Origin of the sequence: Pseudomonas wenzhouensis (assembly GCF_021029445.1) — a bacterium.
Taxonomy (GTDB): Bacteria; Pseudomonadota; Gammaproteobacteria; order Pseudomonadales; family Pseudomonadaceae; genus Aquipseudomonas; species Aquipseudomonas wenzhouensis.
The window spans coordinates 4415568-4433703 of sequence record NZ_CP072610.1; the positions used below are offsets into that span (position 1 = coordinate 4415568).

The window sequence follows — 18136 nt, forward strand, 5'->3', positions numbered from 1 at the left end:
CATCTTTTTGCCTGCGACCGGCCTGGGGAGGCGTTGGTCGCGTGGCGCACATCCATCCGTCCAGACAAGGCAGGCCTATGCAGCGGCTGTATCGCAAACGCATCATCGTCGGCGTGGGGGGCGGTATTGCCGCCTACAAGAGCGCCGAACTGGTTCGCCGACTCAAGGATCAGGGCGCCGAAGTGCGCGTAGTGATGACCCAGGGCGGCCGCGAGTTCATCACCCCGCTGACCCTGCAAGCCCTTTCCGGCCACCCGGTTCATCTCGACCTGCTCGACCCTGCTGCCGAAGCGGCGATGGGCCATATCGAGCTGGCGCGCTGGGCCGATCTGATCCTCATCGCCCCGGCCACCGCCGACCTGATCGCGCGCCTGGCCCAGGGCATCGCCAACGACCTGCTGACCACCCTGGTGCTGGCTACCGATGCGCCGATTGCCCTGGCTCCGGCGATGAACCAGGCCATGTGGCGCGACGCGGCCACTCAGGCCAACCTCGAACTGCTGCAACAGCGCGGCATGCGCCTATTCGGCCCGGCCTCCGGCAGCCAGGCCTGCGGCGATGTCGGCCTTGGCCGCATGCTCGAAGCCAATGATCTGGCCCTGCTGGCCGCCGACTGCTTCCAGCGTCAGGCGCTCGATGGCCTGCATGTCCTGATCACCGCCGGCCCGACTCAGGAAAACATCGACCCGGTGCGCTACATCACCAACCACAGCTCCGGCAAGATGGGCTTTGCCCTCGCCGAGGCCGCTGCCGAAGCCGGCGCGCGCGTGACCCTGGTCAGCGGCCCGGTGCACTTGCCGACGCCAGACCGGGTCAGCCGCATCGATGTGGTCAGCGCCCGCGACATGCTCGCTGCCTGCGAAGCCGCCATGCCCTGCGACGTGCTGATCGCCGCCGCCGCGGTGGCCGACTACCGCCCGGAAGTGGTCGCGCAGCACAAGTTGAAGAAAGACCCCAGCAGCGGCGAGGGCATGCTCCTGCAAATGGTGCGCAACCCGGATATTCTCGCCACCATCGCCGGCCGCGAGGATCGCCCGTTCAGCGTGGGCTTCGCCGCCGAAACCGAGAACCTGCTGGAATACGCCTCGCGCAAGCTGCGCGACAAGAATCTCGACCTGATCGTCGCCAATGATGTGGCCAACCCCAGCATCGGCTTCAATAGTGAAGAGAACGCCATCACCGTGATCGACCGTGGGCTGCAGCAAATCAGCTTCGCCCAGACCAGCAAGGGCAAGATCGCCCGCCAGTTGATCACCCTTATCAAAGAACGACTGAACAAGAACTGACCATGCACGCTCTGCAAGCCAAGATCCTCGACCCCCGCCTCGGCCAGGAATTTCCCCTGCCGCAATACGCCACACCAGGCTCCGCCGGCCTTGACCTGCGTGCCATGCTCAAGGAAGAGATCATCCTCGAGCCGGGGCAGACCGTGCTGATTCCCACCGGGCTGTCGATCTACATCGGCGACCCCGACCTGGCCGCGCTGGTCCTGCCGCGCTCGGGCCTCGGCCACAAACATGGCATCGTCCTCGGCAACCTGGTCGGCCTGATCGACTCGGACTACCAGGGCGAACTGATGGTGTCGTGCTGGAACCGTGGCCAGAGCCCCTTCACCATCGCCATCGGCGAGCGCATCGCGCAACTGGTACTGGTGCCGGTGGTGCAGGCGCATTTCGAACTGGTCGAGCAGTTCGACGAGACCCAACGCGGCGCCGGCGGCTTCGGCCACTCCGGCAGCCACTGACTCTCTCCCACAGGACGACCCGCCGAGGAGCACCTGCGTGAAACTCTTCAAGCGCAATGCCAAGGAAGCCGACACCCCTGCCAGCCCAGCGCCAGCCAGCAAGAGCGCCGCTGCCAAGCCCGCACTTGGGCCGCTGCTGCCCGGCCTGCTTGCCGCACTGATTGGTACGGGCGCAGGTGGCGCCTTGCTCTGGTTCGCCGAAGACAGCAGCAAGCAGGCGCGCCAGAGCGAGCTGGTCCAGGCTATCGGCAGCAGTCAGGCGGCAGCGGTGCAACAGGCGCTCAAACAACTGCAGGCCGACAGCCTGGCAGCCGCGCGCAACCCGGAACTGCTACAGGCGCTGCAAAGCGGTGACAGCCTGCAGGTCAGTGAGGCCGAACGGCGCCTGGGCTATTGGCACGGCGTGATCGACGCCCACCTCAATCGCCGTGGCGAGGCCGTGCAGAACACCACCCGCGCCGCGCCAATGAACTTCGCCGGGCTGGACATGCTGCGCCGCGCCGAGAGTGGTCAGCAGCCCGCTGTCGAAGCCTATCGCGTCGGCCAGCGCTGGCTAGCCTACAGCGCCGTGACCCTGCGCGTCAGCGACAGCCAGCCGGCGCAGGGCACCCTGTTGCTGGCCGTCGATCTGCAACGCCTGCTGGCCGCCCTGCCGCCACTACCGGCCGAATATGGCCAGGTGCAACTGCTGCAGCAGTTCGCCAATACGGCGCCGCAGGTGCTGTTGCAACGCGGCGTGGCAGGCGCAGGCAGCGCGCAGACCTTCTCGACCGGCAACCCACAATGGATTCTCAGTTTCACCCCAGGCCCAGGCCTGGCACAGGGCGGCATACCACCGCTGATGCTGGGCCTTGCCGCCCTGCTGGCCCTGGGCGGCGCACTGATCGGCCTGATACTGGTGCAAGGTGCACTGCAAGGCCGGGTCAACAGCGATGCCCGCCAACTCGGGCAAATGCTCAAAGAACTCTCTGCGGGCAAGAGCGTCAAAGCCTTCAGCCTCAGCGTACCGGCACTCGACGCCCTGGCTCAGAGCCTGGCTCGTCTGCCGCGTCGCAGCAGTGAAGGCAGCAATACACCCCTGAAAGGAACAGCTGCGGCCCCCGCCGCTCAGCCGGCCGCCAAGCCCGCCGAGCTGGTCGACCCGCTGTTCCAGGACACCGATATCCTCGATATCGACATTCTCGATGAAGACCAGGATCTCCTGGGACTGGAGCAAAGCCCCGCAATGAGCAACAGCCAAAGCGCCCCCAAACTTCCCGACGACATCTTCCGTGCCTACGACATCCGTGGCGTGGTCGGTGACACCCTGACCGCCGAATACGCCTACTGGATCGGCCGGGCCATCGGCTCGCAAAGCCTGGCTCAGGGTGAACCCAAGGTCATCGTCGGCCGCGATGGTCGCCTGTCCGGCCCCGAGCTGCTGCAGCAACTGGTGCAGGGCCTGCTCGACTGCGGCTGCGAAGTGACCGATATCGGCATGGTGCCGACCCCGGTGGTGTACTTCGCCGCCAACGTGCTGGAAGGCCGCTCAGCGGTCATGCTCACCGGCAGCCATAACCCGCCGGACTACAACGGCTTCAAGATCATCATCGCCGGTGACACCCTGGCCAACGAGCAGATCCTCGCGCTGAAAACCCGCCTGGACAATAACGACCTGGCCACAGGCGTCGGCAGCGTGCAGCAGATCGACGTCCTGCAGCGCTACTTCAAGACCATCCGTGACGACATCGCCCTGGCCAAGCCGCTGCGCGTGGTGGTCGACTGCGGCAACGGCGCCGCCGGCGTGATCGCCCCACAGCTGATCGAAGCCCTGGGCTGCAGCGTGATTCCGCTGTTCTGCGAAGTCGATGGCACCTTCCCCAACCATCACCCGGACCCGGGCAAGCCGGAGAACCTGGTCGACCTGATCGCCCGCGTCAAAGCGGAAAACGCCGACCTCGGCCTGGCCTTCGACGGTGACGGCGACCGCGTCGGCGTGGTGACCAATACCGGCACCATCGTCTACCCCGACCGCCTGCTGATGCTGTTCGCCAAGGACGTTGTCTCGCGTAACCCCGGCGCCGACATCATCTTCGACGTCAAATGCACCCGTCGCCTGACCCCGTTGATCAGCGGCTACGGCGGCCGCCCAGTGATGTGGAAGACCGGCCACTCGCTGATCAAGAAGAAAATGAAGGAAACCGGCGCCCTGCTGGCTGGCGAGATGAGCGGTCACATCTTCTTCAAGGAGCGCTGGTACGGTTTCGACGACGGCATCTACAGCGCGGCCCGTCTGCTAGAAATCCTCAGCCTGGAAAAACGCAACGCCGAGCAGGTGTTCAGCGCCTTCCCCAGCGATATTTCCACGCCGGAAATCAACATCAAGGTCACCGAGCAGACCAAGTTCGGCATGATCGAGCGCCTGCAACGTGAAGGCCAGTGGGGCGAGGCGAACATCACCAGCATCGACGGTGTACGCGTCGACTATCCCAAGGGCTGGGGCCTGATCCGTGCCTCCAACACCACACCGGTGCTGGTGCTGCGCTTCGAGGCCGACACCCAGGAAGAGCTGGAGCGCATTCAGGACGTGTTCCGCGCGCAACTGCTCAAGGTCGCCCCCGACCTGCAACTGCCCTTTTAACCCATTTGCCTTAGGAGCCCATGCATGACCCTCGAGCGTGACGCCGCTGCCCAGATTGCCAAGGTATTGTCCGAAGCCCTGCCTTATATCCGCCGCTTCGTCGGCAAGACGCTGGTGATCAAGTATGGCGGCAACGCCATGGAGAGCGAGGAGCTCAAGCAGGGCTTCGCCCGCGACATCGTGCTGATGAAGGCGGTCGGCATCAACCCGGTGGTGGTACACGGTGGCGGCCCGCAGATCGGTGATCTGCTCAAGCGCCTGTCCATCGAAAGCCACTTCATTGATGGCATGCGCGTCACCGACACCGCCACCATGGACGTGGTGGAAATGGTGCTCGGCGGCCAGGTCAACAAGAGCATCGTCAACCTGATCAACCAGCATGGCGGCAGCGCCATCGGCCTGACCGGCAAGGATGCCGGCCTGATCCGCGCACGCAAGCTCAAGGTCAGCCGCCAGACGCCGGAGATGACCCAGCCGGAAATCATCGATATCGGTCATGTCGGCGAGGTCACCGGGATCAACACCGACCTGCTCAACATGCTGGCCAAGGGCGACTTCATCCCAGTCATCGCGCCCATCGGCGTCGGCCCGGATGGCGAGTCCTACAACATCAATGCCGACCTGGTCGCCGGCAAGGTAGCCGAGGCGTTGAAGGCCGAGAAACTGATGCTGCTGACCAACATCGCCGGCCTGATGAACAAGCAGGGCGAGGTGCTCACCGGCCTGAACACCGAGCAGGTCAACGAACTGATCGCCGACGGCACCATCTACGGCGGCATGCTGCCGAAGATCAAATGCGCCCTGGAAGCGGTACAGGGTGGCGTGACCAGCTCGCACATCATCGATGGTCGCGTACCCAATGCCGTACTGCTGGAGATCTTCACCGATATCGGCAACGGCACCATGATCAGCAACCGCAAACGCCCCTAAAAGCAAGCCGCGAACGCGGCTTTCTGATGCCCCTCTCCCTCCGGGAGAGGGTGCCCGAAGGGCGGGTGAGGGCAAAGCGGCTACCACGCATCCCTCTGACGCCCCTCTCCCTCCGGGAGACGACTGCATGGATGCAGGAGGTAGAGCGACGCAGAAAGCCAAAGCCGAGGGTGCCCGCAGGGCGGGTGAGGGTAAAGCGGCTACCACGCATCCCTCTGATGCCCCTCTCCACCGGAGACGACTGCATGGGAGCGACGCAGGAAGCCAAAGCCGGGAGTGCCCGCAGGGCAGGTGAGGGCAAGCGCACCCTCAACCCGCTGCGCACGGCGCACCCCTACGAGATGACGCCGGCCATAGAGCAGCCTTATCGCAAGCCATCCGCATACCGACTCGAACTTGCCGCAACCCTCCTCAACCAGCACGCTCACCAGGCAACCCTGATAGAGGATCGCCCATGAGTGCCCTGCCTGAACTTAGCCAGTTCACCTTCTTCCACACCTTGCGCGTACGCTGGGCCGAAGTCGACCCGCAAAGCATCGTTTTCAACGGCCACTACCTGACCTACGCCGATGTCGCCATCACCGAATACTTTCGCGCGCTGGGTGTCGCCTACCCCGGTGACCTGGCTCGGGATGGCGGCGATTTCTTCGCCATCCGCACGCTGCTCGAATACCGCGCGCCGGCACGCTTCGACGACCTGTTGCAGGTCGGCATCCGCAGCGCACGCCTGGGCCGCTCCAGCCTGACGTTTGCCCTCGGCATCTGGCGCGACGGCGAGCTACTGACCGGCGGCGAAATCGTCTATGTTCACGCCGACGGCGCGACACGCAGCAGCGCCACGCTGCCGCAGTGGCTCAGGGAAAAGATCGAGAGTTTCGAGAAGACTCAGCCGCAAGGCTGAATCACTGAGCCCTAAGGTTTTTTCTGCGGCTCGCCAAACAACTCGGCCAGGCGTGCACGGTCAGCGGCAAAACCGGCCTCGGCCTGAGTGCGCGCTTCCTTGTAGCGCGCGATATCACGCTGCAGGCGCTGCTGTTCTTCCTTGAGATTGTTGATCTGCACCAGCAAATGCTCCGGTACCTCACGCCCGGCGCGCTCATGGTCAGCGGCCTGGCTCTGCAGGTTGGCCTGTTGCGTGCGCACCGACTGCAGGTTGCCGCGCGCCACGCTGGTGACGCCGTCGAGCTCGACCAGCTTGCGTTCGCGGGCGCGGTCGACATCATCGAGGTTGGTGTACAGGCGCAGCAACTGCGCATCGCTGCTGGCACGGGCCTTGTCCGCCTGCATGCGGGCGAATTCTTCCGGCGTCGGCGCCGGCGGTATGACCCGCAGCACACGTCCCTGGTCGTTGAGCACCTCATAACCCTTGCCGATGAATTCCGGCGGCACGCCCTGACGACTAAGCACCGTCACGCCCTTGTCGTCGACATAGCGATACAGCTCGGCAGCCACTCCAGACAACGGCAGCAGCAGGCTACAGAGCAGCGTACAGCGGGTCAGGAGCGGTGCAGGCATAGGACGACCTTGTGCGAGGGCTAGATTCCGTACTCGGCGCGGTAGGCTTCGACGGCCGGCAGATATTGCTTCAGTTCAGCATCACCTGCCAGATATTCCAGTACCTGTTCGAGTGACACAATGCTCACTACCGGCATGCCGAAGTCGCGTTCGACCTCCTGAATGGCGGAGAGCTCACCCTGACCGCGCTCCTGGCGGTTCAGCGCGATCAGGGTACCGGCGGCCTGGGCGCCCTGGCTTTGGATGATCTGCATCACCTCGCGGATCGCCGTGCCGGCAGTGATCACGTCATCGACGATCAACACACGGCCCTTGAGCGGCGCACCGACCAGGGTGCCGCCCTCGCCATGGTCCTTGGCTTCCTTGCGGTTGAAGCACCAGGGCAGATCACGCTGATGATGCTCGGCCAGCGCCACGGCCGTGGTCGCCGCCAGCGGAATACCCTTGTAGGCCGGGCCGAACAGCACGTCGAAATCGATACCACTGTCGACGATGGCCGCCGCATAGAAACGCCCCAGCTGGGCCAGAGCAAGGCCGCTGTCGAACAGGCCGGCATTGAAGAAATAGGGGCTGGTACGCCCGGACTTGAGGGTGAACTGACCGAAACGCAGAACCCCGCGTTCGATGGCAAAGCGAATGAAATCGCGCTGGTACGCTTGCATGAAAAAGTCCTGGGCGGCACGGATTTAGCTAATTAAGGTGAGCTCGGGTATCATACACGCACGTGTTTTTGGGGGCCATTTATGCGGATCATCAGTGTGAACGTGAATGGTATTCAGGCTGCGGCCGAGCGAGGTCTGCTCAGCTGGCTGCAAGCCCAGAATGCCGACGTGATCTGCCTGCAAGACACCCGTGCCTCCGCCTTTGAAATGGACGACCAGGCCTTCCAGCTGGATGGTTATTTCCTCTATGCATGCGACGGTGAAGTGCCCAGCCAAGGTGGCGTGGCGCTCTACTCGCGTTTGCAACCCAAGGCGGTGATCAGCGGCCTCGGCTTTGAAATGGCCGATCGCTATGGGCGCTACCTGCAGGCCGATTTCGACAAGGTAAGTATCGCTACCCTGCTGCTGCCAAGCGGACGGGAGGGCGACGAGAACTTGAATCAGAAATTCAAGTTCATGGACGACTTCACCCATTATCTGGACAAGCAACGTCGCAAGCGCCGCGAATACATCTATTGCGGCTCGCTACACGTGGCACACCAGAAGCTGGACGTGAAGAACTGGCGCGATTGCCAGCAGTCACCGGGTTTCCTGGCGCCTGAGCGTGCCTGGATGGATGAGGTGGTTGGCAACATGGGTTATGTCGACGCGCTGCGCGAAGTCAGTCGCGAAGGCGACCAGTTCAGCTGGTGGCCGGATAACGAGCAGGCGGAAATGCTCAATCTGGGCTATCGCTTCGACTATCAGCTGCTCACTCCGGGCATGCGCCGTAGTGTGCGCAGCGCACGCCTGCCACGTCAGCCGCGCTTCTCCCAGCATGCGCCGCTGATCGTCGATTACGACTGGATTCTCAGCGTCTGACCGACAGCTGGTGCACTGTCTAACGCCCGCCATTTAGATGTCGACGCGGTAGTGTTGCGAGAGCCTCACTTCGAAGCGAAGCGATAGCAGAACCAAACGCTTCGCCCCGGGGCGGGGCTCCCACACGGCCAATCGCAAAACCCACGCACCACTCCTGTAGGAGCCGCGCCTCGCGGCGAAGCGATAACAGACACACCGCAAAACCAAAAGCCCCGCCCCGGGCGGGGCTCCTACACGGCCAATCGCAAAAACCTACGCACCACTCCCGTAGGAGCCGCGCCTCGCGGCGAAGCGATGGCCGGCACACCGCAAAACCAAAGGCCCCGCCCCTGGACTCCCACACGGCAAATCGCAAAAACCTACGCACCACTCTCGTAGGAGCCGCGCCTCGCGGCGAAACAATGGCCGGCACACCGCAAAACCAAAAGCCCCGCCCCTGGGCTCCCACACAGCAAATCGCAAAAACCTACGCATCGCTCTCGTAGGAGCCGCGCCTCGCGGCGAAGCGATGGCCGGCACACCGCAAAACGGGGCTACAGAGTCAAGCTCAGGCCGGGGTTTTGTTACCGGCGCTGTCGAGAATATTGAAGAACACCGTCTCCAGCGAAACTGCAGGCTTGACCGTCAACAGATGGCCACCCACCTGATTCAACTGGGCGATAAAGGCCGGCAGCTCAGCCTGCAGCACCTCACATTCGAACTCCCCCTCGCGCAGCACACGCAACGGCTGACCAATCGGCTGCGTCGCGTGATAACGAACCAGCATATCGTCAGCCCGCTCGGCAGCCAGCTCGCGCGGCGAGCGCACGGTCAGCAACTCGCCCTTGTTGATAAAGCCAAAGCGGTCGGCAATACGCTCCACATCATGCAGCACGTGGGAGGTGAAGAAGATCGCCCCACCCTGCTGCTTGAACTCGGTAAGGATATCCACCACATCCTTGCGCCCGACTGGATCAAGACCGGAAAGCGGCTCATCCAGCACCAGCAGCTTGGGCTGCACGACCATCGCATGGGCCAGCGCCACACGCTGCACATTGCCCTTGGACAACTCACGAATGCGCCGCTTGGCATTCATATCCACGGAGAAGCGCTCCAGCCAATGCATGCACCAGGCATCGGCATCCGCCCGCTTGATGCCATACATGGACAGGCCCATGCGCAGTATTTCCAGCGGGGTGAACTGCTCATAGAGCGCTGGCGACTCGGGCACAAACGCCAAAGGCTGACGTGCCTCGGCACGATGAGCATCGACACCGTAGATGCTTACCTTGCCCTGATAGTCGTTGATGATATCCAGCATCACTTTGATGGTGGTGGACTTACCGGCACCATTAGGGCCAACGAAACCGAAGACTTCGCCTTCGGTGAGAGCGAAATTCACGTTATTCAGTGCGCGAAGTTCCTTACCTTTGGCGCGAAAGGTATGACTGACGCCTTTGAACTCCAGTACAGCGCTCAAGGCTGCTCCTCCAAACCTGCAATTTTCAATTTACGTAGTTCGATACGCCCTTCACGCAACTCATAGCCCAGCCCCAGAGGATCATCTGGAAATGCTAATAACTCACCGGAGCTTACCAATTGGGTTAGATCCCCCAGGGGGCCATGCAGAACCTCATAACGATGCTGTGCGGCACGCAAATCTACCAAGCCCTGCAGGCGAACAACCCGTCGATCCAACATCTCACGTAGTTGGAGGTCATCAGCTACATCGCGCTGTAGAGTCAGATACTCTAAAGCCAGACGCTCATCGGAGAACTTCTCAACCCTCAGCATTACGGCCAACTTGCGCAAAGCAGCAGCATTCTCTGGCCATCGAGTCGCCGACTCCTCCAACACCCGAGCAGCTTCATCGGCATTTCGATTGAAGAAAGAAAGATTTATGCCATAGAAAAACCCGGGCATGCCATCCCAGAAACGGCAGTCAATGGCTCGACGCAGAATATCATTCCCTTCTACCACAGCTCCGCCCCATGTAAGAAGACCGTTAGCGAGGTAATAGTTATCCTCATGACAGGGGTTAAGCTCGGAAACAACACGCTGAGCACGAATCAAGTAATGCGAGTTAAACTGACCGTAATCCATTCCAGTTGCAGACAGACGCATAACCTCTAAATTGGCAGCAAGAAATCGATCCCCACCATAAAGAGCTAAAAGGATTGGAGCACTAACCACAACCCGATCTGACGCCACACCGTAATTCGGCTCAGGCAGTTGCTGAGAGCGCCAGAAGACCAAAGTAGCAAATAGAGCAAAACCCAATATCGTCAAAAACAGAGAAATATAGTAGCGCCGCATATCAAACAAAACGCTTACGATTGAAAGCCCAGACAGCAAGCGCCATCAAAGCAAAAGCATAAATCAGACAGGACAACAACAACCACGGCCAATCTACAGGCAGAAATTCCATCTGCCCATACAATGAAACCCCCCTAACATCTAGCGCTCCCAAATCAGGAAGAAGGTAAGCGAGTAACCCAACACCCGAACCATAACTTTCAGCGTTAGACACCACACTAGAATCCCGAGCCAGCAATTCAATAATAGCCGCAAAGGAACGTGCCACCAACATAAACCCAAAAGTGCCTACTAATACAAAACTCGATGTCGAAGCGGTCAACGCCAGAAAGCTAGACAGAGCAGTTAACACCAGGAGATCTAAAGCGATGAAACCCATCGTAATAAGATACCCGCCCACAAGGTCTACTGGAGTAGACTGCACGTACCCCTCCCCAGCCAACCTAACCAAAACACTCAGCAAAATCGCCAAAAGACACAGGAGACCAAATATTAAAACTGTGACAGCAAAAAAACGCCCCCACAACCAAGATAGTCTTGTATAAGGATATGAAAGAGAACTAAGAAAATAACGTCGCTCAAACTCATTAGAAAGCAGCTCTTGAGTCAACATCACGACAACAAAAGGCAACAACAAACGAATGATCGAGATACCCACATCCAGAGCAACAGTTGCTGGCTGCCGCCCGGCAAACTGAGCCCCCAACAGCACTGCTAATGACAAGAAAACAACCGAAAACAAAACAAGCCCAATATAACGAGCTCGAAAAGACAAACGAATGGTCACAAAAAAAATGGCAGGAAACTTCATAACAAACTACAATCCACCCAACACTCTCCACACCAAACTTAAAGCTGGCAGGCGAGACACATAAATCTCGCCCGCCAATACATTACGGGTTAAGCAGCATAACAGTAGAGTTAGTTTCGGCGCCCGCTGCAGTGCAAGTATTACCACCAGGATACTGAGTATTAACAGTACCCAAGATAGTAGTTGCAGAAGGCATAGCAGGACCTACCACATCTTCTAGAGCACAGTCTGGATCTGCCGCACCCACAGTGCACGACACTATATGCTCTGGAATACCATCAGCCGGGACGGCAGCAACAGTCTTAACCGGCACAGAGCGAGTAGTCACCTTGCCACCAGTATGGCACGCAGATAGAGCAACCGCATTGGCATTACACGTAACGCCAGCATGAACATTATTGCTCAAGTTAATACGTACGTTTTCATTCAGCGGAGCACAATCATCCATGCTAACACTGCCTGACTGGGTCAACTGAACAGCAGAGGCCATACCGGACACCATCAGCCCCGCGAGAACAAGAGTAATCTTTTTCATATTCATCACCCAGACCATTAGCGCAGAGAAGAAATAATAGATGTAACACCGTTCTTCACATCAGCAACCGCCGAAGTATCGTTCGCTTTTTGACGATAATCATTAAACTGAGGAATGGCGATAGCAGCCAGAATACCGATGATCGCGATCACGATCATCAGCTCGATCAGGGTAAAACCCTTTTGCTTCTTAAGAGACTTCATGGACGAACTCCTATTGTGGTTAAGGTCAACGACCTAGAACACCCAAAGCAGATAGCGTGCCAAGAAAGTTGGTCCCTATCGCGAAGCTCGGCCACGCCGCTAGCCCAGTGCAAACCAGCTTCTAGCGAGCCCTTAAGCGGGCCGACTGCTGGCAGAGCCATCCCTGCAAGAGTCACCAACTGACACTTTTGGTCACCCCTATAGAACCTGCTTGGGCGACTGCATGGCTTTGGGCTATAAAGATGGTCTAGCCATCAGTCGATACCTATTGCAATGAATGACACCATGATCGCAACCGGCCTGGCCCGGCAACTCGTCAACGCCGAATTGCTCGACGAGCGCGCCGCCAGCAATGCTCAGGCACAGGCTGCCCGCAACAAGATCCCCCTGGTGTCATACCTGGTACAGAACAAGCTGGTCGCTAGCCGTGCACTGGCGGAAGTAGCGGCAGAACAATTCGGTGTCCCGTATTTCGACCTGACTGCCATCGACAAGGACAGCCAACCCCGGGATGTACTGAGCGAAAAGCTCTGCCGACAACACCGGGTATTGCCGCTCTATCGCCGGGGAAACAAACTGTTTATTGCACTGTCCGACCCGACTAACCACCAGGCGCTGACCGATGTGCAATTCAGCGCCGGACTGAGCACAGAAGCCCTGCTGGTCGAAGATGACAAACTGGGCGATGCCTTGGAGCGTTTTTTCGATACAGGCAATACGGGCATGGAGGATTTAGCCGATGTTGACCTGGACGGCCTGGATGTGGAGGCCGTCACCGATGACAAGGACGATGCCGTCTCTGGTGGCGATGCCGACGATGCACCGGTAGTGCGTTTTATTAACAAGATGCTGCTGGATGCGATCAAGGGCGGCTCTTCCGATCTGCACTTCGAGCCGTACGAAAAAACCTACCGCGTGCGCTTTCGTACCGACGGCATGCTGCATGAGGTCGCGCGCCCGCCCATCCAGTTGGCCAGCCGCCTTTCCGCTCGTCTCAAGGTCATGGCGCAGCTGGATATCTCCGAGCGGCGCAAGCCACAGGATGGCCGCATCAAGATGAAGGTTTCGAAAAACAAGGCCATCGACTTTCGCGTCAACACCCTGCCCACCTTGTGGGGTGAGAAGATCGTGATGCGGATTCTCGACCCCACCAGCGCACAAATGGGCATCGATGCGCTTGGTTATGAGGAGGAGCAGAAGGAGCTGTATATGACCGCCCTGAAGCAGCCTCAGGGCATGATCCTGGTGACCGGCCCCACCGGCTCAGGCAAAACCGTATCGCTGTATACCGGCCTGAATATCCTCAATACTACGGACATCAATATTTCCACGGCAGAAGACCCGGTGGAAATCAACCTGGAAGGTATTAACCAGGTCAATGTCAACCCGAAGCACGGCATGGACTTCGCCCAGGCGCTGCGCGCTTTCCTGCGTCAGGATCCGGACGTGATCATGGTCGGCGAGATTCGTGACCTGGAAACCGCCGAGATTGCCATCAAGGCTGCGCAAACCGGACATATGGTGATGTCCACCCTGCACACCAACAGCGCCGCCGAAACGCTGACCCGCCTGCGCAATATGGGTGTGCCGGCCTTCAATATCGCCACATCGGTCAACCTGATCATCGCCCAGCGCCTGGCGCGCAAACTCTGCAGTTGCAAGAAGGTCGTTGAGCTGCCGCGCGAGGCTCTGCTGAAAGAGGGCTTCCCGGAAAGCCAGATTGGCAGCTTCAAACTTTACGCCCCCAATGGCTGCGATAATTGCAAAGGCGGCTATAAAGGAAGGGTGGGGATTTATGAAGTAGTTAAAATCACGCCTGCCCTGCAACGCATTATCATGGAGGAAGGCAACTCCATTGAAATTGCCGCCCAGGCCAGGGCCGACGGCTTCAATGACCTCCGTACTTCCGGCCTGCTCAAGGCGATGCAGGGCATCACCAGCCTGGAAGAAGTCAACCGTGTGACCAAGGATTAATCCATGGCGGAAAAAGCACTGAAAACCAGCGTATTCGCCTGGGAAGGTACCGATCGTAAAGGCGGCAAGGTCAAGGGCGAGATTTCCGGGCAATCCCCCGCTTTGGTAAAGGCCCAACTGCGCAAGCAGGGCATCAACCCGCTCAAGGTACGTAAAAAGGCCGTTTCGCTGTTCAGCGCGGGCAAAAAGATCAAGCCGATGGACATCGCCTTGTTCACCCGCCAGATGGCCACCATGATGAAGGCAGGCGTACCGCTGCTGCAGTCGTTCGACATCATCGCCGAAGGCTTCGACAACCCGAACATGCGCAAGCTGATCGACGAGGTCAAACAGGAAGTCGCTGCCGGTAACAGCTTTGCCTCATCCTTGCGCAAGAAGCCGATGTACTTCGACGACCTGTATTGCAACCTGGTCGACTCAGGCGAGCAGTCCGGCGCGCTGGAAACCCTGCTGGACCGAATTGCCACCTACAAGGAAAAGACCGAATCCCTCAAGGCCAAGATCAAGAAGGCCATGACCTATCCGATCGCGGTCATCGTGGTGGCGGTGATCGTGACCGCCATTCTGCTGATCAAGGTAGTGCCACAATTCGAAGCAGTTTTCCAAGGCTTTGGTGCTCAACTGCCGGCGTTTACGCAAGTAGTTGTAAACCTCTCCCGAGGCTTGCAGGAATGGTGGTACGTCGTGCTGGGGGTGATGTTCATTGCGTCCTACACCTTTACCCAAGCCTATAAGCGTTCAGAGAAATTCCGTGATTCACTGGACAGGGCTCTACTAAAAGCGCCTATTGTTGGTGATATTTTGTACAAAGCAGTGGTAGCCCGTTTCGCCCGTACCCTGGCCACCACCTTTGCAGCGGGTGTTCCACTGGTGGATGCGCTCGACTCCGTGGCAGGCGCAACCGGCAATGTGGTTTTCCGCAACGCCGTGCATAAAATCAAAGTCGATGTTTCGTCCGGTATGCAGCTCAACTTCTCCATGCGCAGTACGGGTATTTTCCCCACCATGGCCGTGCAGATGACCGCCATTGGCGAAGAGGCCGGCTCCCTGGACGAAATGCTTGATAAAACCGCCAGTTATTACGAAGAAGAAGTAGACAATGCCGTGGACAACCTGACCACGCTGATGGAGCCGCTGATCATGGCCGTGCTGGGTGTGTTGGTCGGTGGCCTTATCATTGCGATGTATCTGCCTATCTTCCAGCTTGGTGCGGTGGTCGGCTAACCCATGGTGTTCGAATTTCTGGCCGACAATCTGTCGGCCTTTGTTTTTATCTGTACCCTTTTCGGCCTGTTGATTGGCAGCTTCCTCAATGTGGTGGTTTACCGCCTGCCGCTGATGCTGCAGCGCGACTGGCAGAGCCAGGCGCGTGAAGTGCTGGAATTGCCCCCAGCCCCACAGGCAGAAACCTTCAACCTGTTGCTACCCAATTCTGCGTGTCCTGGCTGCGGTCACGAGATACGCCCCTGGGAGAATATCCCGGTACTCAGCTACCTGTTCCTGCGCGGTCAGTGCTCGAACTGTAAAACGCCAATCAGCAAGCGCTACCCCCTCGTCGAACTGGCCTGCGGGCTGCTTTCCGGCTACATCGCCTGGCATTTCGGTTTCACCTGGCAGGCCGGCGCAATGCTGCTTCTGGCCTGGGGGCTGCTGGCGATGAGCCTGATCGATACTGATCACCAGCTTCTACCTGACGTGCTGGTGCTGCCGCTTTTGTGGCTGGGTTTGATCGTCAATTACTTCGGGCTGTTCACCCGCCTGGAAGATGCTCTGTGGGGCGCGATTGCCGGTTACCTGAGCCTATGGTCGGTGTACTGGCTGTTCAAGCTGATCACCGGCAAGGAAGGCATGGGCTACGGTGACTTCAAGCTGCTGGCCATGCTTGGCGCCTGGGGGGGCTGGCAGATTTTGCCGCTGACCATTCTGCTGTCGTCGCTGGTCGGCGCTGTACTGGGGGTGATTCTGCTGCGGATACGCGGTAGCGACTCCAGCACACCAATGCCCTTTGGCCCTTACCTGGCTATTGCCGGGTGGGTCGCGCTGCTGTGGGGCGATGTGATTACCGGCAGCTATCTGAAGTTCGCCGGCTTCTGATCCACACAAACACTATCGGCAACCCAGACTGTAGGTACCCCGCCCTGGAGCGAAACTTTTGGGTTTGCACTGGCCTTGCTACCGATTCGCGGCGGGGCGCCGCTCCTACAGCTACGCAACAATTATCGCCGGCGCCGAACCTGCACAGTAGGAGCCCCGCCCCGGGGCGAAGCTTTGGTTTTGCGCTGGCCTTACTATCGATTCGCGGCGGGGCGCCGCTCCTACAGCTACGCAGCAATTATCGCCGGCGCCGAACCTGCACGGTAGGAGCCCCGCCCCGGGGCGAAGCTTTTGGGGGTGCGCTGGCCTTGCTACCGATTCGCGGCGGGGCGCCGCTCCTACAGCTACGCAACAATTATCGCCGGCGCCGAACCTGCACGGTAGGAGCCCCGCCACGGGGCGAAGCTTTTGGGTTTGCGCTGGCCTTGCTATCGATTCGCGGCGGGGCGCGGCTACAGGTAGGTGCACAGCACGGACGTGGTCGCATCACATTACAATCCCCCCTACAATCGCGCCCTTGAGCAATAACGAGGCGGCATTGGCGTGATGAAACCCTGGATTCTCGGCCTGACTGGCGGCATTGGCAGCGGCAAGAGCGCAGTCGCGCAAGGTTTTATCGCGCGCGGCATACATGTGGTCGATGCCGACCACGCGGCGCGCTGGGTAGTAGAGCCTGGGCGCCCGGCGCTGGCGAAAATCGTCGAGCATTTCGGCGAGGGCGTGCTGCAAGCCAGTGGCGAACTGGATCGCGCCGCACTGCGCAAGCTGGTGTTTGCCAACCCCGAACAGCGCCGCTGGCTGGAAAGCCTGCTGCATCCGCTGATCGGCCAGGAAATCGCTGAGGTACTGGCACGCGCCGAGTCGCCTTACGCCATCCTGGTGTCACCGCTGCTGGTCGAATCCGGCCAGCGGCATATGACCCAACGTGTGCTGGTGGTCGATACACCCGCAGAGTTGCAGCTGCAACGCACCATCGCGCGCGACCAGAGTTCGGAAGAGCAGGTACGCGCCATCATGCAGGCCCAGGCCAGCCGCGAAGAACGCTTGCGTCATGCCCACGATGTACTGGTCAATGACCGCGACATGGCCTGGCTGGATACGCAGGTCGAGCGCCTGCACACTTTCTACCTGACCCTACGCGGAGGCCAGCCATGACCACGACTGTTCAATGCCCCACCTGTGGTGCGCCCGTCGAGTGGAAAACCGAAAACACCTACCGTCCGTTCTGTTGCGAGCGCTGCAAGCTGATCGATCTCGGCGCCTGGGCTGCCGGTGAACATGCGATTCCCGGCAATGATCTGGAAGACGATGTGTTCAGTGGTGACCTGCCGACACAGCCACACTGAAGGCATCGGGGCCCACCTGCTGGCTTTACGCAGCCTCCAGAACCATCCGTCGCGCTGATCGAAGCGACAAGCCTGGGTTGGCATATGCGATCGTTTTCAATGCAGCAGGGCAATACCGGTAGTTGCGCAACAGCCCATCAGGCCTAGCCATGGCCTTTCATTGCCTACGATCTACTTCAGCAACCGCCAACTGAAGGGATAGCGATAAGGCTGTCCCTCGTTGGCTTTGATCCCGGCGATGATGGTCAGCACCAGCGCGGCCAGCCCCAGCAACATGAGCATGGGGAAGCCGATCACCACCACCATCAGGATGAAGCAGATCACTGCGGCCAGGGCCACGCTGATCTGGAAGTTCAGCGCTTCCTTGCCCTGCGCATCGACGAAGGGGTCGAGATCCTTCTTCACCTGCCAGACGATAAGCGGGCCAAGCAGATTGCCAAAGGGGAACACCAGGCCGAGAAACGCGGCGAAGTGACAGAACATGGCCCACTGGCGCGCTTCCTGACTGGGCGTCGGAAGCGGGTTTTGCAGATCGTCGTTCATCCT

Annotated in this window: 20 protein-coding genes; 12 read left to right on the forward strand and 8 right to left on the reverse strand. The window is 59.7% G+C overall.

All coding sequences use genetic code 11. From position 1 onward, the window contains the following. The first annotated feature begins 77 nt into the window (after positions 1 to 77). The 6 genes from coaBC to J7655_RS20605 all read left to right on the forward strand — a co-directional run bounded on the left by coaBC (position 78) and on the right by J7655_RS20605 (position 6195). A complete protein-coding gene (gene coaBC / locus J7655_RS20580; RefSeq protein WP_230925993.1) occupies positions 78 to 1286 on the forward strand; it encodes a bifunctional phosphopantothenoylcysteine decarboxylase/phosphopantothenate--cysteine ligase CoaBC in 1209 nt (402 codons plus the stop codon). A 2-nt stretch (positions 1287 to 1288) separates the two neighbouring features. Beyond that, on the forward strand, positions 1289 to 1744 hold the full coding sequence (gene dut, locus J7655_RS20585; protein ID WP_230925994.1) for a dUTP diphosphatase: 456 nt from the start codon (positions 1289 to 1291) through the stop codon (positions 1742 to 1744). 1225 nt (positions 1745 to 2969) lie between these two features. Continuing rightward, positions 2970 to 4364: a phosphomannomutase/phosphoglucomutase gene (gene algC / locus J7655_RS20590; protein ID WP_230927772.1), complete on the forward strand. Its 1395-nt coding sequence runs from the start codon at positions 2970 to 2972 to the stop codon at positions 4362 to 4364. Between the two features lie 24 nt (positions 4365 to 4388). Then, positions 4389 to 5294 (forward strand): acetylglutamate kinase, encoded by a 906-nt coding sequence (gene argB, locus J7655_RS20595; RefSeq protein ID WP_104727158.1) that lies wholly within the window; start codon positions 4389 to 4391, stop codon positions 5292 to 5294. A 245-nt stretch (positions 5295 to 5539) separates the two neighbouring features. Continuing rightward, complete coding sequence (locus J7655_RS20600) at positions 5540 to 5752, forward strand: hypothetical protein (protein WP_230925995.1); 213 nt, start codon at positions 5540 to 5542, stop codon at positions 5750 to 5752. After that, on the forward strand, positions 5749 to 6195 hold the full coding sequence (locus J7655_RS20605) for an acyl-CoA thioesterase (RefSeq protein ID WP_230925996.1): 447 nt from the start codon (positions 5749 to 5751) through the stop codon (positions 6193 to 6195). Before J7655_RS20600 ends, J7655_RS20605 begins: the two co-directional genes overlap by 4 nt. An 11-nt stretch (positions 6196 to 6206) precedes the next feature. Here J7655_RS20605 and J7655_RS20610 read toward each other — a convergent pair whose 3' ends face one another. Together J7655_RS20610 and pyrE are read right to left on the reverse strand one after the other, a co-directional pair. Then, entirely contained in the window at positions 6207 to 6809 is a 603-nt protein-coding gene (locus tag J7655_RS20610; RefSeq protein ID WP_230925997.1) for a DUF4124 domain-containing protein, read from the reverse strand. A gap of 20 nt (positions 6810 to 6829) precedes the next feature. Further along, entirely contained in the window at positions 6830 to 7471 is a 642-nt protein-coding gene (gene pyrE, locus J7655_RS20615) for an orotate phosphoribosyltransferase (RefSeq protein ID WP_230925998.1), read from the reverse strand. Between the two features lie 81 nt (positions 7472 to 7552). Here pyrE and J7655_RS20620 point away from each other — a divergent pair, with 81 nt between their 5' ends. Continuing rightward, positions 7553 to 8332, forward strand: coding sequence for an exodeoxyribonuclease III (locus J7655_RS20620; RefSeq protein WP_230925999.1), 780 nt, complete (start codon positions 7553 to 7555; stop codon positions 8330 to 8332). 547 nt (positions 8333 to 8879) lie between these two features. Here J7655_RS20620 and J7655_RS20625 read toward each other — a convergent pair. The 5 genes from J7655_RS20625 to J7655_RS20830 all read right to left on the reverse strand — a co-directional run bounded on the left by J7655_RS20625 (position 8880) and on the right by J7655_RS20830 (position 12176). Beyond that, positions 8880 to 9791 carry an ABC transporter ATP-binding protein gene (locus tag J7655_RS20625; protein WP_230926000.1) on the reverse strand — a complete coding sequence of 304 codons (912 nt, stop codon included), beginning with the start codon at positions 9789 to 9791 and terminating at the stop codon, positions 8880 to 8882. Then, entirely contained in the window at positions 9788 to 10666 is an 879-nt protein-coding gene (locus J7655_RS20630) for a hypothetical protein (protein ID WP_230926001.1), read from the reverse strand. The genes J7655_RS20625 and J7655_RS20630 overlap by 4 nt, the downstream gene beginning before the upstream one ends. Beyond that, entirely contained in the window at positions 10629 to 11438 is an 810-nt protein-coding gene (locus J7655_RS20635) for a hypothetical protein (RefSeq protein WP_230926002.1), read from the reverse strand. The genes J7655_RS20630 and J7655_RS20635 overlap by 38 nt, the downstream gene beginning before the upstream one ends. A gap of 82 nt (positions 11439 to 11520) precedes the next feature. Then, positions 11521 to 11979 carry a hypothetical protein gene (locus tag J7655_RS20640; protein WP_155294766.1) on the reverse strand — a complete coding sequence of 153 codons (459 nt, stop codon included), beginning with the start codon at positions 11977 to 11979 and terminating at the stop codon, positions 11521 to 11523. 11 nt (positions 11980 to 11990) lie between these two features. Next, positions 11991 to 12176, reverse strand: coding sequence for a prepilin-type N-terminal cleavage/methylation domain-containing protein (locus J7655_RS20830; protein ID WP_041976804.1), 186 nt, complete (start codon positions 12174 to 12176; stop codon positions 11991 to 11993). Between the two features lie 273 nt (positions 12177 to 12449). Here J7655_RS20830 and pilB point away from each other — a divergent pair, with 273 nt between their 5' ends. From pilB to yacG, 5 genes are all read left to right on the forward strand, one after another. Then, complete coding sequence (gene pilB, locus J7655_RS20650) at positions 12450 to 14150, forward strand: type IV-A pilus assembly ATPase PilB (protein ID WP_230926003.1); 1701 nt, start codon at positions 12450 to 12452, stop codon at positions 14148 to 14150. Positions 14151 to 14153: 3 nt separating this feature from the next. Further along, complete coding sequence (locus tag J7655_RS20655) at positions 14154 to 15374, forward strand: type II secretion system F family protein (protein ID WP_230926004.1); 1221 nt, start codon at positions 14154 to 14156, stop codon at positions 15372 to 15374. A 3-nt stretch (positions 15375 to 15377) separates the two neighbouring features. Next, the gene (locus J7655_RS20660; protein WP_230926005.1) at positions 15378 to 16244 is read left to right on the forward strand and encodes a prepilin peptidase; all 867 of its coding nucleotides are present in this window, start codon (positions 15378 to 15380) and stop codon (positions 16242 to 16244) included. A gap of 546 nt (positions 16245 to 16790) precedes the next feature. Continuing rightward, on the forward strand, positions 16791 to 17399 hold the full coding sequence (coaE, locus tag J7655_RS20665; protein WP_420850959.1) for a dephospho-CoA kinase: 609 nt from the start codon (positions 16791 to 16793) through the stop codon (positions 17397 to 17399). After that, complete coding sequence (gene yacG / locus J7655_RS20670) at positions 17396 to 17590, forward strand: DNA gyrase inhibitor YacG (protein WP_230926007.1); 195 nt, start codon at positions 17396 to 17398, stop codon at positions 17588 to 17590. Before coaE ends, yacG begins: the two co-directional genes overlap by 4 nt. Positions 17591 to 17761: 171 nt before the next feature. Here the strand turns inward: yacG and J7655_RS20675 are convergent, their stop codons facing one another. After that, on the reverse strand, positions 17762 to 18133 hold the full coding sequence (locus J7655_RS20675) for a DUF4870 domain-containing protein (protein WP_147809937.1): 372 nt from the start codon (positions 18131 to 18133) through the stop codon (positions 17762 to 17764). Between the last annotated feature and the right edge of the window lie 3 nt (positions 18134 to 18136).